General features: G+C 66.6%; 13 protein-coding genes. 5 read left to right on the top strand and 8 right to left on the bottom strand.

What is annotated here, in order from left to right; translation table 11 throughout:
- Positions 1-88: 88 nt before the first annotated feature.
- Positions 89-967 (bottom strand): LysR family transcriptional regulator, encoded by an 879-nt coding sequence (locus tag ACEQZD_RS07725; protein ID WP_335628375.1) that lies wholly within the window; start codon positions 965-967, stop codon positions 89-91.
- A gap of 114 nt (positions 968-1081) precedes the next feature.
- On the opposite strand from ACEQZD_RS07725, the gene ACEQZD_RS07720 reads away from it, so the two are divergent.
- Both ACEQZD_RS07720 and fghA read left to right on the top strand, forming a co-directional pair.
- The gene (locus ACEQZD_RS07720) at positions 1082-2191 is read left to right on the top strand and encodes an S-(hydroxymethyl)glutathione dehydrogenase/class III alcohol dehydrogenase (protein WP_370184793.1); all 1110 of its coding nucleotides are present in this window, start codon (positions 1082-1084) and stop codon (positions 2189-2191) included.
- A 17-nt stretch (positions 2192-2208) separates the two neighbouring features.
- The gene (gene fghA, locus ACEQZD_RS07715) at positions 2209-3069 is read left to right on the top strand and encodes an S-formylglutathione hydrolase (RefSeq protein ID WP_370184791.1); all 861 of its coding nucleotides are present in this window, start codon (positions 2209-2211) and stop codon (positions 3067-3069) included.
- Positions 3070-3163: 94 nt separating this feature from the next.
- Here the strand turns inward: fghA and ACEQZD_RS07710 are convergent, their stop codons facing one another.
- The 7 genes from ACEQZD_RS07710 to ACEQZD_RS07680 all read right to left on the bottom strand — a co-directional run bounded on the left by ACEQZD_RS07710 (position 3164) and on the right by ACEQZD_RS07680 (position 10819).
- Positions 3164-4156: an IS110 family transposase gene (locus tag ACEQZD_RS07710; RefSeq protein WP_370184789.1), complete on the bottom strand. Its 993-nt coding sequence runs from the start codon at positions 4154-4156 to the stop codon at positions 3164-3166.
- A 622-nt stretch (positions 4157-4778) separates the two neighbouring features.
- Entirely contained in the window at positions 4779-5996 is a 1218-nt protein-coding gene (locus tag ACEQZD_RS07705) for a heme biosynthesis HemY N-terminal domain-containing protein (protein ID WP_335629652.1), read from the bottom strand.
- On the bottom strand, positions 5993-6985 hold the full coding sequence (locus ACEQZD_RS07700) for a uroporphyrinogen-III C-methyltransferase (protein ID WP_370184787.1): 993 nt from the start codon (positions 6983-6985) through the stop codon (positions 5993-5995). Before ACEQZD_RS07700 ends, ACEQZD_RS07705 begins: the two co-directional genes overlap by 4 nt.
- Before the next feature lie 145 nt (positions 6986-7130).
- The gene (locus ACEQZD_RS07695; RefSeq protein WP_335629654.1) at positions 7131-7835 is read right to left on the bottom strand and encodes a uroporphyrinogen-III synthase; all 705 of its coding nucleotides are present in this window, start codon (positions 7833-7835) and stop codon (positions 7131-7133) included.
- A complete protein-coding gene (hemC, locus tag ACEQZD_RS07690) occupies positions 7832-8767 on the bottom strand; it encodes a hydroxymethylbilane synthase (RefSeq protein ID WP_335629655.1) in 936 nt (311 codons plus the stop codon). Before hemC ends, ACEQZD_RS07695 begins: the two co-directional genes overlap by 4 nt.
- A gap of 235 nt (positions 8768-9002) precedes the next feature.
- Positions 9003-9743 carry a LytTR family DNA-binding domain-containing protein gene (locus tag ACEQZD_RS07685; protein WP_067604882.1) on the bottom strand — a complete coding sequence of 247 codons (741 nt, stop codon included), beginning with the start codon at positions 9741-9743 and terminating at the stop codon, positions 9003-9005.
- Positions 9744-9793: 50 nt separating this feature from the next.
- Entirely contained in the window at positions 9794-10819 is a 1026-nt protein-coding gene (locus ACEQZD_RS07680; protein WP_194855178.1) for a sensor histidine kinase, read from the bottom strand.
- A gap of 119 nt (positions 10820-10938) precedes the next feature.
- Here ACEQZD_RS07680 and argH point away from each other — a divergent pair, with 119 nt between their 5' ends.
- From argH to lysA, 3 genes are all read left to right on the top strand, one after another.
- The gene (gene argH / locus ACEQZD_RS07675) at positions 10939-12327 is read left to right on the top strand and encodes an argininosuccinate lyase (protein ID WP_214012520.1); all 1389 of its coding nucleotides are present in this window, start codon (positions 10939-10941) and stop codon (positions 12325-12327) included.
- Positions 12328-12417: 90 nt separating this feature from the next.
- On the top strand, positions 12418-12591 hold the full coding sequence (locus tag ACEQZD_RS07670; RefSeq protein ID WP_214012521.1) for a lipoprotein: 174 nt from the start codon (positions 12418-12420) through the stop codon (positions 12589-12591).
- 2 nt (positions 12592-12593) lie between these two features.
- Positions 12594-13690: diaminopimelate decarboxylase (gene lysA, locus ACEQZD_RS07665; RefSeq protein ID WP_372530070.1), on the top strand; the 1097-nt coding region annotated here is incomplete at its 3' end.

The following is a 13690-nucleotide window of genomic DNA, read 5'->3' as shown; positions in this document are numbered from 1 at the left end:
CCCAGGGCCGGGAGGGTTGCCTTGGCCATGTTCTCTCCTTGCTTTCGTGGCTTGTCTAACGCCTACCTGATGATGAAGGCGGCCGCTTTCAAGCGCGCCCCTTCATGCCGGCCACCAGGAAGTCCACGAACTGGCGGACCTTGGGGGACAAATGGCGGTGGCGTGGATAGACCACCCACACCGCCGTGTGGGTGCAGGCGTGGGCGTCCAGCACCGACACCAGCTCGCCCCGTTCGATGCCCTCGCGCACGTAGTAGTCCGGCAGCTGGGCCAGCCCCAGCCCCTTGCGCACCGCGTCCAGCAACGCCAGGCCGGAATTGGCCCGCCAGTTGCCCTCCACCCGCCAGGCCCGGTGCTGGCCGTCCAGGTCGAAGGTCCAGTGGTCGGCGGAACCGAGCAGGCAGTTGTGGCCGGCCAGCTCGCCCAGGGTGTGCGGCCGCGGGTGGCGCTGGAAATAGTCCGCCGAGCCCACCACGTATTCCCGGCGCGGGCACAGCTTGCGGGCGATCAGCGAGGAGTCGGGCAGGGCGCCGGTGCGCACCGCCACGTCGAAGCCTTCGTCGACGATGTCCACCGGCCGGTTGGTGAAGTCCATGCGCACCGACAGTTGCGGGTGCTCGGCGAGGAAGTCGTTGACCAGCGGGGCGATGAATTTCTCGCCGAAGGTGGTGGCGCAGGTGAGTTTGAGCACGCCGGTGGGCCGGCGCTGGTAGTCGCTGATCGCGGTGAGCGCTTCCTGGAAACCGTCGAACAGCTGGGCGCAGTGCTCGAAATAGACGGCGCCGGCATCGGTGAGCCGCAGACGGCGGGTGGTCCGGTACAGCAGCTGGGTGCCGAGCTGGGTCTCCAGGCGCGCCACCAGACGGCTGACGTGGGAGCTGGAGACCCCCAGGCCCCGGGCCGCGCCGGCGAAGGATTCGTGCCTCACCACCTCGACGAAGGCCTCGATGCGATCCCAGTGCTGCATTGTTGCTCCTGAGCAATAATCTATTGCGAAATAATGCCTTAAGAGGGCGAAGCAGCGCCAGTACACTGAACCGGTGATCCGACGTCAGACGTCCTACCTGTTACGGAGAAGAGCATGAAATCGAGAGCCGCCGTCGCCTGGGAAGCAGGCAAACCCCTGGTTATTGAAGAAATCGACGTGGCCGGCCCGAAAGCCGGGGACGTGCTGGTGCAGATCGTCGCCACCGGCGTCTGCCACACCGACGCCTACACCCTGTCCGGGAAGGACCCGGAGGGGCTGTTCCCGTCCGTGTTCGGCCACGAAGGCGCGGGCATCGTCCAGGAAGTGGGCGAAGGCGTCACCAGCGTCAAACCCGGCGACCATGTGATTCCGCTCTACACCGCCGAGTGCGGCAAATGTAAGTTCTGCCTGTCCGGCAAGACCAACCTGTGCTCCGCGGTGCGCGCCACCCAGGGCCAGGGCCTGATGCCCGACGGCACCCGCCGCTTCTCCCTGAACGGCACCGAGCTGAACCACTACATGGGCACCAGCACCTTCTCCGAGTACACCGTGGTGCCGGAAGTGTCCCTGGCCAAGGTCAGCAAGGAAGCGCCGCTGGACAAGATCTGCCTGCTCGGCTGCGGCGTCACCACCGGCATCGGCGCGGTGCTCAACACGGCCAAGGTGGAGCCGGGCTCCACGGTGGCGGTGTTCGGCCTGGGCGGCATCGGCCTGTCGGTGATTCAGGGCGCGGTGATGGCCAAGGCGGAACGGATCATCGCCATCGACGTGAACAACGACAAAGAGAAGATCGCCCGCCAGTTTGGCGCCACCGACTTCATCAACCCCAAGGATTACAGCAACTCGATCCAGGAAGTGATCGTCGAGCTCACCGACGGCGGCGTGGACTACTCCTTCGAGTGCATCGGCAACGTCAACGTGATGCGCTCGGCGCTGGAGTGCTGCCACAAAGGCTGGGGCGAATCGATCATCATCGGCGTGGCCGGCGCCGGCGAGGAGATCAGCACCCGCCCGTTCCAGCTGGTCACCGGCCGGGTCTGGAAAGGCTCCGCCTTCGGCGGCGTCAAAGGCCGCACCGAGCTGCCCGGCTACGTGGACCGCTACATGAAGGGCGAGATCAAGATCGACGAGTTCGTCACCCACACCATGCCGCTGGATGACATCAACAAGGCGTTCGATCTGATGCACGAAGGCAAAAGCATCCGGTCGGTCATTCTGTACTGATTGCGGGAGCACTCGCTATGACTCATCCCGACGAACTGGAACTGGTCGCCGCGAACAAGAGCTTCGGCGGCTGGCTAAAGCGCTACAAGCACCACAGCAAGGTGCTCGGCTGCGAGATGATCTTCGCCATCTATCTGCCGCCGGCGGCGGAGGAGCAGGACGTGCCGCTGCTGTGGTGGCTGTCCGGCCTGACCTGCACGGATGAAAACTTCATGCAGAAGGCCGGCGCCCACGGCACCGCCGCGGAGCTGGGCCTGGCGATCGTCTGCCCGGACACCAGCCCGCGCGGCACCGACCTGCCCGGCGAGCACGACAGCTATGATTTCGGCTCCGGCGCCGGCTTCTACGTGAACGCCACCGAGGCACCCTGGAACCGCCACTACCGCATGTACGACTACGTCACCGAAGAGCTGCCGGCGCTGGTGGCCCGGCACTTTCCGCTCAACGGCCAGCAGTCGATCAGCGGCCACTCCATGGGCGGCCACGGCGCCCTGGTGTGCGCGCTTAAGAACCCGGAGCGCTACGCCTCGGTGTCCGCGTTCGCGCCCATCGCCAACCCGACGCAGTGCCCCTGGGGCGAGAAAGCGCTGGGCGGCTATCTGGGTGACGACCGGGAAAGCTGGAAGGCGTGGGACGCCTGCGAGCTGATCGCCACCGGCGCCCCGGCGCCGGCGGAAATCAAGGTGGACCAGGGCGAGGCGGACAACTTCTACCAGGACGGGCAGCTACGCCCGGAAGCCCTGGAAGCGGCCTGCAAGCAGGCCGGCGTGCCGCTGACCCTGCGTATGCTGCCCGGGTACGATCATTCCTACTTCTTTATCGCCAGCTTTATCGACGACCATCTTCGCTACCACGCGCACCATCTGCGTAGCGGCTGAACCGGGATTTGCTCTCCAGAAGGCCCGCGCCGGGATCGGGTGGGCCCGCCCAGGACACGCCACGAGTACATCCATGTAGATACTCTGTTAGAACTCAAGCTTTCAGATGCTCTTCACTGAAGAGCATCGCTGAATCAAAAGCAGTCTCTGTCTGTATGCAGGCCCACAAACCAGTGAGGTACTTCCGCATCACTGCGCACAGGGCCTGGATCTTCTTTTTGCCCCGTGACACAAGGGCGTCGTAAAAGGCCTTCACCCGTGGGTCGTGCTGGATGGCGCTCATGGCTGGCATGTACAAGGCCGCACGGAGATAAGCATTGCCCGCCTTGCTCAAGCGCGCCGGCCGGTTGACGCTGCTGCCCGACTGCGTCAATCGGACATCCAGACCCGCAAAACGACTGACTTGCGGGGCTTTCAGACTGGAAGGCAGCACACACAGCTCCGCCAGTACGATCAGGGCGGAGGCCTTACCAACGCCTTTGGCGGCACACATATGGGTCAGGTACCGGGACAGGGTCTCACACTCCGCGATCAGCGCCAGCGCCGCCTGGCTCAGCCGTTCAATGCGCCGATCCAGGTAGGCGATACCCTCTTGTTCGTCCTCAACCAGTAGGGATCGGGTCGAGTTCTTGGCCTGTAGCGCATGCAGCCGGTTCTTGGCTTGGGTTCGGGTACCGGTCAAGCGGTTGATCTGCCGCCCGATATCGCGCAGCGCCAGCCGGACCTCATCGGGAGGTGTCCACAGCGAGGGCTCGATGCGTTCACCGTATTCCGCCAGCAAGGCGGCATCGACCCCGTCGGTCTTGCTCCCGGCCAACTTCAGTTTAGCGAAGTGGTGGAAGCTTTTGGGATTGATGACTGCCACCGGCAGCCCTGCTTGTACCAAGGCTACCGCCAAATCAAAGTAGTAGATTCCCGTCGCTTCCATAGTGATGAGCGTGGGCTTGAGGTTCTGGAGGCGCTTGATCGCTTTGGCGTGCCCCTGGGCCGATTGCGAGAACGACTCCACCTTGGAAGCCTTGCCTCCCTTGCGGTTCACCAGATCAAAGGTTTTCGCCGCAATATCTACACCCACAAACACACTCATACCCTTCCTCTCGCATCGACATCTATTCCACAATAGCCACCGGTTCCCCGACCTCGCACTTGATACTGCCTCGACCTTGCGATACGAAGTCCGGCCAATCCGGCTTCTTGATACTCTTCGAGGTTGGTAATGAGGCGGGGAGCCACTCTACATACGAGGTCAGTCAACACTGCCTCCAGGCTCAGACGGCCTCCCCGGTAACTGGTGGACAACCTTAACTGTTCATCGGTATTGAACATACAAGGCTCCCTGTCGAACGTCCTGTTCTCCAGGGTCCCGGAAGGGCAGAACACAGACCCGCTCTTTGGGAAGATTCCGATGCCCCGGGTCATAACACCGCCGGACCGTCCAGGGAGGGGAAGCTTGGAATCTTCCTAGGAGCGCCGGGATCGGGTGGGCCCGTCCAGGACCGTGTTTGGCCAGGGATGGCCAAAGCGGTCCGCCGCCCGGCCGAGCCTACATGGATGTACTCGTGGCGTGTCCTGGACGGGCCCACCCGATACCGGCGCGGGCTGTCTGGAGGGAAAAGCCTCTGGGATCCTGCCGGGTGGCTGGTGCCACCCTTTCGCGGGCGGGGCCCGCTCCCACAACCCCGGCTTCGTAGCGCCGCGTGACCGTTTAGTTAGGGGAGAGGCAGGTCGGGGAGCTGGCCGTCGAGTTCGGCGACGCGGCGTTCCAGGACCTTGGCGGCTTTGACCTGATCGCCCAGCGCCAGGTAGAGCCGCGACAGCTCCGCCAGGGCGGTGGCGCTCTGGCTGGAATTGGCCGCCGCCTCGAAGAAGTTCTGCGCCTTACCCCACAGCCGCGCCTTGAGCGCCACCCGCCCGGCGGTGACCAGCACCGCCGCGTTGCCGGGGCGGTCCACCAGCCACTTTTCCAGGTTCTGCAGCAGTTCGTCCGGGGACACATCGTCGATGGCTTCCAGCACCGGCGGCAGGCGGTCGTCCCAGTCCCGTTCCAGCTGCTCCTTGACCAACGACAGGGCGCGGCTGCCTTCACCGAGCTGCGCCAGGAAGCCGGCGTAACGGGCCACCATGGCCGGATCCTGCTTGAGCGCGCTGGGCACCTGCTTCCACAGGTCGCGCAATTCCCGGGCGCGGCTGTCGCCATCGTTGAAGCCCGGTTTCTGCGCCAGTTGCTGGACACGGGCCAGCCAGGCGCGGCGCTCGCGGCGGGCCGCGTAGGCGTCACCGAGGGCGCGGCGCAGACGCGGCGCCAGGGCGCACAGCGCCGGCCAGTCGCGCTCGCGTTCCAGCACGTCGGCGTATAGCGCCAGAATGCGTTTGTTGCCGGGCGCCTTTTCCACCAGACCTTTCAGCTCCCGGTGGGCGGCGGCCGGGCGGCCGTCGTCGAGGGCAAAGCGGGCCCGCATCAGGCCACTGAAGCTGTCGCCCCGGCGGCTCTTGGCGGCGTTTTGCAGGTACTCTTCCAGGGCCTCGCCGTCGCCGCGCTGGCGGGCGCATTCCGCCGCCAGCAACCAGGCCACCAGGGGCCAGTCCCCGTCGCGGCCGGCGGCGGTGAGCAGCCGTTCGGCCTTATCCAGTTCGCCGTCCATCAGCAGGATAAAGCCGCTTTTCAGGCGGCGGCGGGCCACGCCGCGGCGGAAACGCCGGGTGGCGCGCACCGGCTCCGCCAGATTCCAGGCCAGGTTGCCCAGCAGGGTCAGAACAACCAGGGCCACCGCGCCCAGGATCAGCGCCAGCAGCGCGAAGCCGAGCGTGGACTCCAGACGCCATTGGTCGCGGATCACCAGCAGGTAGCCGGAATCGGCGGCCATCCAGCGGCCCAGGAAGGTGGCCGCCAGCAGTACGACGACAATCAGCAGCAGCGCTTTTTTCATCGGCCGGCCTCCCCGGCCGTGCCGTCACCGCCGCTTTTCAGCAGGTCACGCTTGAGGCCGCGAACCGCGTCCAGGCCGGCGCCGATTTCCGGCAACGCCTGCTCCACCTGCTGGCCGCCCAGTTCCTCCAGGGCGGCGCGCATCTGGCGCACCCGGCCCTGATCTTCCTGGAACCACTGGTTGAGCATGGCGGCGGCGTTATCCAGCGCCTGCCGGTAGGCCTGCACGCGCCGCTGCATCAGCGCCAGCTGCGCCTGCTGCAGGCTGGCGTCCAGGGTCAGGCGCACGGTGGACGCCTGGGTTTCGGTGAGCGGTAGCGGCACCTCGCCTTCGTGGCGACGCACCGTCACCGGCAGATGGTTGAGCAGCCGCTGCCACCAGCCGGCGTCCTGTTCGGTGTCCTCGGCGGGCGGCGCCTGGCGCTCCGGCACCGCCAGCTCCGGGATCAGCGCCTGCAGCGCGCCGAGGCGCAGCACCATGGCCTGGACGTCGACCTGGCGGGCGCCGTTGAGTTTTTCGATGTCCACCGCCAGCGCCTTGCGGGCCGGCAGCGCCTGCGGGTCGTCGAGACGCGCCAGGGTCTGGTCCGCGGCCTGCAGCAGGCGGCGTGCGGCCTCGGCGTCGCCGGTGAGCATCAGGCGCTGGCCGGCCCGCGCGGCCAGGGATTCCGCTTCGTTGATCAGCCACAGACGCTGCCCGCCCTGGCGCACATCGGCCAGGGCCTCCCGGTCGCGGGCGCGGGCCGCTTCGATGCGGTCCTGGGATTCGCGTATTTCCTGAAGCGCCCGGTCGCGGCGCTGGGATTCCCGGTTCAGTTCACTGCGCAGGTCGCTGATTTCGCCCTGGCTGGCCCGGCGGTCCTGCTCCAGCACCCGCCATTGTTGCCAGCCCCACCAGCCGGCGGCGGCCAGAGCGGCGAGGACAATAAGCACGATAAGCAGCGGCCAGAGGCTCAAGCCCTGCTGGCGGTGAAAAGCGCGGTGCGTCATGGGGTCTCCCTTTTGTTGTTGCCGCCGGCGGCGGACGATCCCGGTCGTTCCCTAGAAAAGCTGGTGGCGGAATGGGTAAACGATAAAGAGACCGACCGGCGCCGTCCAACCTCTTATCGTCACACGTTCGCGCCGGAAGGCCCCGTCAAGACGGCGGCACGGCCGCCAGCATGTCGCTGTCATGGGCGCTGGCGGCCACCACCAGCGGCCCCGGATGCTGCTCGGCCACGGCGGCGGCCACCCGCTCGCCGGCGGCGATCACCGTGGCCTCGGCGGGCACCAGCGCGGCCATCGCCCGCCAGCCCTCGACGCTGGTGATCATCACCGTATCGGCGCCTTCGGGCCAGTGGCGGCCGGGGGCGGGCAGGCGCCGGTAGAACGGCACCACGTCCACGCCGGCGCCTTTTTCCCGCAGCCGCGCCGCCAGCCAGTCGCGGCCGCTGTCGCCCCGGCAGATCAGAATACGTTTTTCCGCCACCGAGGCCAGGCAGGGCAACGCCAGCACCGCCTCGGAATTAAAGCCGCTGCGCGGGTATTCCGGAGTCAGCCCGGCGTCGCGGATCACCGCGGCGGTGGACTCCCCCACCGCCAGCCAGTGCACCCCCACCGGCCACTGCGGCCAGAGGTCGGCGAAGGCGTTCAGGGCATGGTGAGCGGCGTTGGCGCTGACGAAAAACACCGCGTGGTAGAGGTCCAGATCGAACAGCAGCCGGCGGTGGGCGTCGGCCAGCGGCAGCGGCTCGATGGCCAGCGCCGGCACCGCCCAGGCCCGATGGCCGGCGTCCACCAGCCGCGCCGCCAGGGGCTCGCCCTGGCCGACGGGCCGGGTTACCACCACGGCACGGCTCATGCGCGGTCGTACAGCTCGCGCAGGATCCGGTCGGCGCCCTGCTCCAGCAGCGATTCGGCGATGCCGATGCCCAGCGCCCGGGCGTCGGCGCGCGGGGCCCGGGCCTCGGCGCGCAGCACCGTGGAGCCGTCCTCGCTGGCCACCAGGCCGCGCAGCCACAGCCGGCCGTCATCCTCGAGCAGCGCGAAGCCGGCGATCGGCACTTGGCAGCCGCCTTCCAGGCGGCGGTTCATGGCCCGCTCGGCGGTGACCCGGTCCCAGGTCAGGGCGTCGCTGAGCGGCGCCAGCAGGGCCCGGGTGTCGGCGTCGTCCGCGCGGCACTCAATGCCCACGGCGCCCTGGCCCACCGCCGGCAGGGATTCCTCCGGCGGCATGTCATAGCGAATGCGCTCGTGCATTTCCAGACGCTTGAGGCCGGCGGAGGCGAGAATAATGGCGTCGAACTCACCGGCGTCCAGCTTGCCCAGGCGGGTCTGCACGTTGCCGCGCAGGCTGGACACTTTAAGGTCCGGCCGGTTGGCCATCGCCTGGGACTGGCGGCGCAGGCTGGAGGTGCCCAGCCGGGCGCCCTCCGGTAGGCCCATCAGGCTGTCGTAGTGGTTGGAGACAAAGGCGTCGCGGGGGTCTTCGCGCTCGCAGATCACCGGCAGCGCCATGCCCTCGGGCAGCTCCATGGGCACGTCCTTCATGGAGTGCACGGCGATGTCCGCGCGCCCGTCCATCATCGCCTCTTCCAGCTCCTTGACGAACAGCCCCTTGCCGCCGATTTTCGCCAGCGGCGTATCCAGAATCTTGTCGCCCTGGGTCTTGATCCGCACCAGCTCCACGCGCAACCCCGGATGCAGCGCCTCAAGCCGTTTCTGAACGTACTCGGCCTGCCAGATGGCCAGCGGGCTGGAACGGGTGGCGATGCGCAAAATCTCGCGAGACATGGAAGCTCCTGGGCGGGGAATAGATGGGGCGTAGTGTAACGGAAAGAGCCGGGCGGCGCCGAACACAGCGGAGACAGTTAAGAGTTAACAGTGAACAGTTAACAGCGAAAACACCGGTAGAGGTGTTGGGGAGCAGCGGCGGGCGCCGTGGCGGCGTCGCGGGCACCCACCAAGCAGCCGGCAAGGCGCCCCCTCGCGAACTATTAACTATTCACTGTTAACTCTTAACTGCCTTTCATCCGCGTTTGACGAGGGCGCGGCGGAGGCCGGGCATGTGGCGGCGGCTGACGTTGAGCGGTTCGTCGACGCCGCGCAGGCGGACTTCGAAGCGGCCCTGGCTGGAGCATTCCAGGCTTTCGATGAAATGCAGCGAGGCCAGGGTGCTGCGGTGGATGCGCACGAACAGGTCGCCGAATTCGTCTTCCAGGGCCTTGAGCGGTTCGTCGATCAGCACATAGCCGCCGGCGTGGTGCACCGCCACGTATTTCTGGTCGGCCTGGAAGTAGCGCACTTCCTCCACCGGCACCAGCTCCAGGCCGCGGTGGGTGCGGGCGCTGAGGTGGCGGCGGCGGCCGCTCTGGTTGGCGGCCATCTTGTGGCTGAGTTCGGCGATCTGCACCCGGTTGAGGGCGCGGGCCTTATCCAGCGCGCGCTTGAGGTCCTGGGCGCCCACCGGCTTGAGCAGATAATCCACCGCGTGCACGCGGAAGGCCTGCAGGGCGTGTTCTTCGTAAGCGGTGCAGAAGATCACCGCCGGCGGGTTCTCCATCTTGTCCAGGTGGGCGGCGGCTTCCAGGCCGTCCATGTCGGGCATGCGAATGTCCATCAGCACCACGTCCGGGCGCAGCCGCCCGGCGCTCTCCACCGCTTCGCGGCCGCTGGCGGCTTCCGCGCTGACTTCCATGTTGGCCATCTCCACCAGACGTTTCAGGCGCATTCGGGCCAGGGCCTCGTCGTCGCAGACCAGGACCTTCATTTTCGCGATGTCGTCCATGGGTTCCCCTTCTTCTTATTCACCCGGTTCTTTTATTGGAGCGGGTAGCTGATTTCAATCTCGTAGTGTTGTTGTTGCGAACGGGCCGACACCGACACGCTGGGGCCGTGCAGGGCCTCCAGCCGGTGGCGGATGTTGTCCAGCGCCATGCGGTTGCCCTGATGCTCGCTGGCGCCCTCCTGTTTGGGGTTGCCGACGCGCAGCACGACCCGGCCCTGTTCGATGGCGGCGGCGATGCGCACCACCCCGCCGCCGGTGAGCGGCTGGATGCCATGATAGATGGCATTTTCCAGCAGCGGTTGCAACGTCAAAAGCGGCAACGCCACGGATTCGGGCTCCAGTTCAATGCGCCACTCCACGCCCAGACGCTCGCCCAGGCGCAGCTGCTCGATGCGGATATAGCGCTCGCACAGGGCCAGTTCCTCGGCCAGGGTGACCTCGCTGCCACTGTCCTTGAGGCTGGCGCGGAACAGGGAGGAGAGATCTTCCACCGCCTGCTCGGCGGCGTCCGGGTCGATGCGGATCAGGGTGGCGATGATGTTCATGGAGTTGAACAGGAAATGCGGCCGGATGCGTGACTGCAGCGCCTGGATACGGGACTTCAGCTCCGCCCGATCCTTGACCCGCAGCTGCTCCTGCACATAGAAGTAGCGCATCACCAGCCCGGAGATGATCGCCGCGATCAGCACGTTGGCGAGAATATCCCAGTGCCACAACGGCGGCATGGCGGCGGCGGACACCCAGGACATCAGCGCCCGCGCCAGCAGGCTGAACACCAGGGTGTCGAAGGCCACCAGGGCCACCACCGACAACGCCGCCCAGGCCTGCGGCAAACGGTTGAGCCGGCCGCGCAACTGGCACACCAGCGCCGCCGAGGTGAGCGCGATCCACTGAATAAACAGCGACGTCAGCGCCAGCCGCTCGAACCCGAACGGCTCGAAGTAGCCGGCCACCAGGCTGATCACGATGGCCATCAATTCCGACGCCACCACCACCACCAGCACGGCGCGGGTGGTACACAGGTCGGGCAGAAAGACGTTGTTTTGCGGTTCGGACATGGGCGCTCTTGTTGTCGGAAAGGGCTCGACGCTTTCGGGTACGATACCACCGTCCGGCGATGCTATACTGCGCGCCCTGTCAATTCCCGTATTCCCGCAAGCCGGACGTGAGCAGCAAGATGAGCGACAACCAGCAAAACCAACTCTGGGGCGGCCGCTTCAGCGAGTCCACCGACGCCTTCGTGCAGGCGTTCACCGCCAGCGTCGGCTTTGACCGCCGCATGTACCGCCAGGACATCCAGGGCTCCCAGGCCCACGCCACCATGCTCGCGGAAGCCGGCGTGCTCACCGATGAGGAACGCGACGCCATCGTTCAGGGCCTGGACGAAATCCGCGCCGAGATCGAGGCCGGTGAATTCGAATGGTCGGTGGCGCTGGAAGACGTGCACATGAACATCGAGGCGCGCCTCACCGACAAAATCGGCATCACCGGCAAGAAGCTGCACACCGGCCGCTCCCGCAACGACCAGGTGGCCACCGACATCCGCCTGTGGCTGCGCGATGAGATCGACCTGATCGACGGCGAAATGGAACGGCTGATGACCGGCCTGCTGGACCAGGCGGAACGCGAAGCGGCCACCATCATGCCCGGCTTCACCCATCTGCAGACCGCCCAGCCGGTGACCTTCGGTCACCATCTGCTGGCCTGGTTCGAGATGCTCAAGCGCGACCGGGAACGGCTCGCCGACTGCCGCAAGCGGGTCAACCGCATGCCGCTGGGCGCCGCCGCCCTGGCCGGCACCACCTATCCGATTATCCGCGAGCGCACCCGCGAGCTGCTGGGTTTCGACGAGGTCTGCGAAAACTCCCTGGACGCCGTCAGCGACCGGGATTTCGCGATTGAATTCTGCGCCCTGGCGGCGCTGTGCGTGACCCACCTGTCGCGCATCAGCGAGGAACTGGTGCTGTGGACCAGCGCCCAGTTCAACTTCATCGACCTGCCCGACCGTTTCTGCACCGGCAGCTCGATCATGCCGCAGAAGAAAAACCCGGACGTGCCGGAACTGGTGCGCGGCAAGACCGGCCGCCTCAACGGCCACCTGATCGCCCTGCTGACCCTGATGAAGAGCCAGCCGCTGGCCTACAACAAGGACAACCAGGAAGACAAGGAACCGCTGTTCGACGCGGTGGACACCCTGGCCGGCTGCCTGCGCGCCTTCGCCGACATGATTCCGGCCATCGAGCCCAACCGCGAAGTGATGCGCGAAGCGGCCCGCCGCGGCTTCGCCACCGCCACCGACCTGGCGGATTACCTGGTGCGCAAGGGCATTGCCTTCCGTGACTCCCACGAAATCGTCGGCAAGGCGGTGGCGCTGGGCATCGAGAAGAAGAAGGACCTGAGCGACATGAGCCTGGCCGAACTGCGCCAGTTCAGCGATCAGATCGACGAGGACGTGTTCGAGGTGCTGACCCTGGAAGGCTCGGTGAGCGCCCGCGATCACATCGGCGGCACCGCCCCGGATCAGGTGCGCGCCGCCGTGAAGCGTGGCCGCGACGCGCTGCGCTGAGCGGCGCGTGCCGGTGGCCGCCGCATCGTGTCACCGGATAGAAGCGGCTATACTGCACGCCATTGCATCCATTACGCCGGAGTACAGCGCATGCGCGCGGTTTATCTGCTGATAGTGATGACGGCCCTGCTCGCCGGCTGTGGCCAGAAAGGCCCGCTCTACATGGCCGACGACCGCCCCGAGTCGGCCCAGCCGCTGGGCGGCGACCGCCTGGGCGGGGACACCGAAAACGAAGACTCATCCAAGGATGACGACCAGGAATGACCATGGATCCCTTCTCCTACCGCGACGGCGAACTGTTCGCCGAAGAGCTGCCCGTGGCGCAACTGGCGGAACGCTTCGGCACGCCGCTGTATCTGTATTCCCGGGACGCCCTGGAGACCCATTACCACGCCTTCGATGACGCCTTCGGCGAGCATCCGCACCGGGTCTGCTACGCGGTCAAGGCGAACAGCAACCTGGCGGTGCTGCAGGTGCTGGCCCAGGCCGGCGCCGGCTTCGATATCGTCTCCGGCGGCGAGCTGGAGCGGGTGCTGCGCGCCGGCGGCGAGCCGCACAACATCGTCTTCTCCGGGGTCGGCAAAACCGCCGGGGAAATGGCCGACGCGCTGAAGGTGGGCATCCACTGTTTCAACGTGGAATCCGCCGCCGAGCTGGAACTGCTGAACCTGGTGGCCGGCGAGCTGGACCGGGTGGCGCCGATCGCGATCCGCGTGAACCCGGACGTGGACGCCCAGACCCACCCCTATATCTCCACCGGCCTGAAAGAGAACAAATTCGGCGTCGACATTCAGAAAGCGCCGGCGCTGTACCAGCGCGCCGCCGAGCTGCCGCACATCAAGGTGCTGGGCATCGACTGCCACATCGGCAGCCAGCTGACCCGTCTGGCGCCGTTCGAGGACGCCCTGGAGCGGGTGCTGAAACTGCTCGGCGATCTGCAGGCTTTAGGCATCGAGATTCATCATCTGGATCTGGGCGGCGGCCTGGGCGTCACCTACCAGGACGAGACCCCGCCGGCCCGTTCCGACTATGTGCAGGCCCTGCTCAAGCACATCCCCGGCGACCTGCCGGTGCACATCGAGCCGGGCCGCTCGATCGCCGCCAACGCCGGCCTGTTCATCACCCAGGTGCTGTTCCTCAAGCCCACCGAGCACCGCAACTTCGCGGTGGTGGACGGCGCCATGAACGATCTGATCCGCCCCAGCCTGTACTCCGCCTGGCAGGAGATCGTGCCGGTGAAACCCCACGACGCCGACTGCCGCGACTGGGACATCGTCGGCCCGGTGTGTGAAACCGGCGACTTCCTGAGATCGGAAGAGCACACGTCTGAACTCCAGTCACCGCTATTGATCTCGTATGCCGT

This window comes from Alloalcanivorax sp., from assembly GCF_964221125.1.
Classification (GTDB): Bacteria; Pseudomonadota; Gammaproteobacteria; order Pseudomonadales; family Alcanivoracaceae; genus Alloalcanivorax; species Alloalcanivorax venustensis.
Note: the sequence above shows the minus strand (reverse complement) of the source record. Positions and strands in the feature narration are given on the sequence as shown.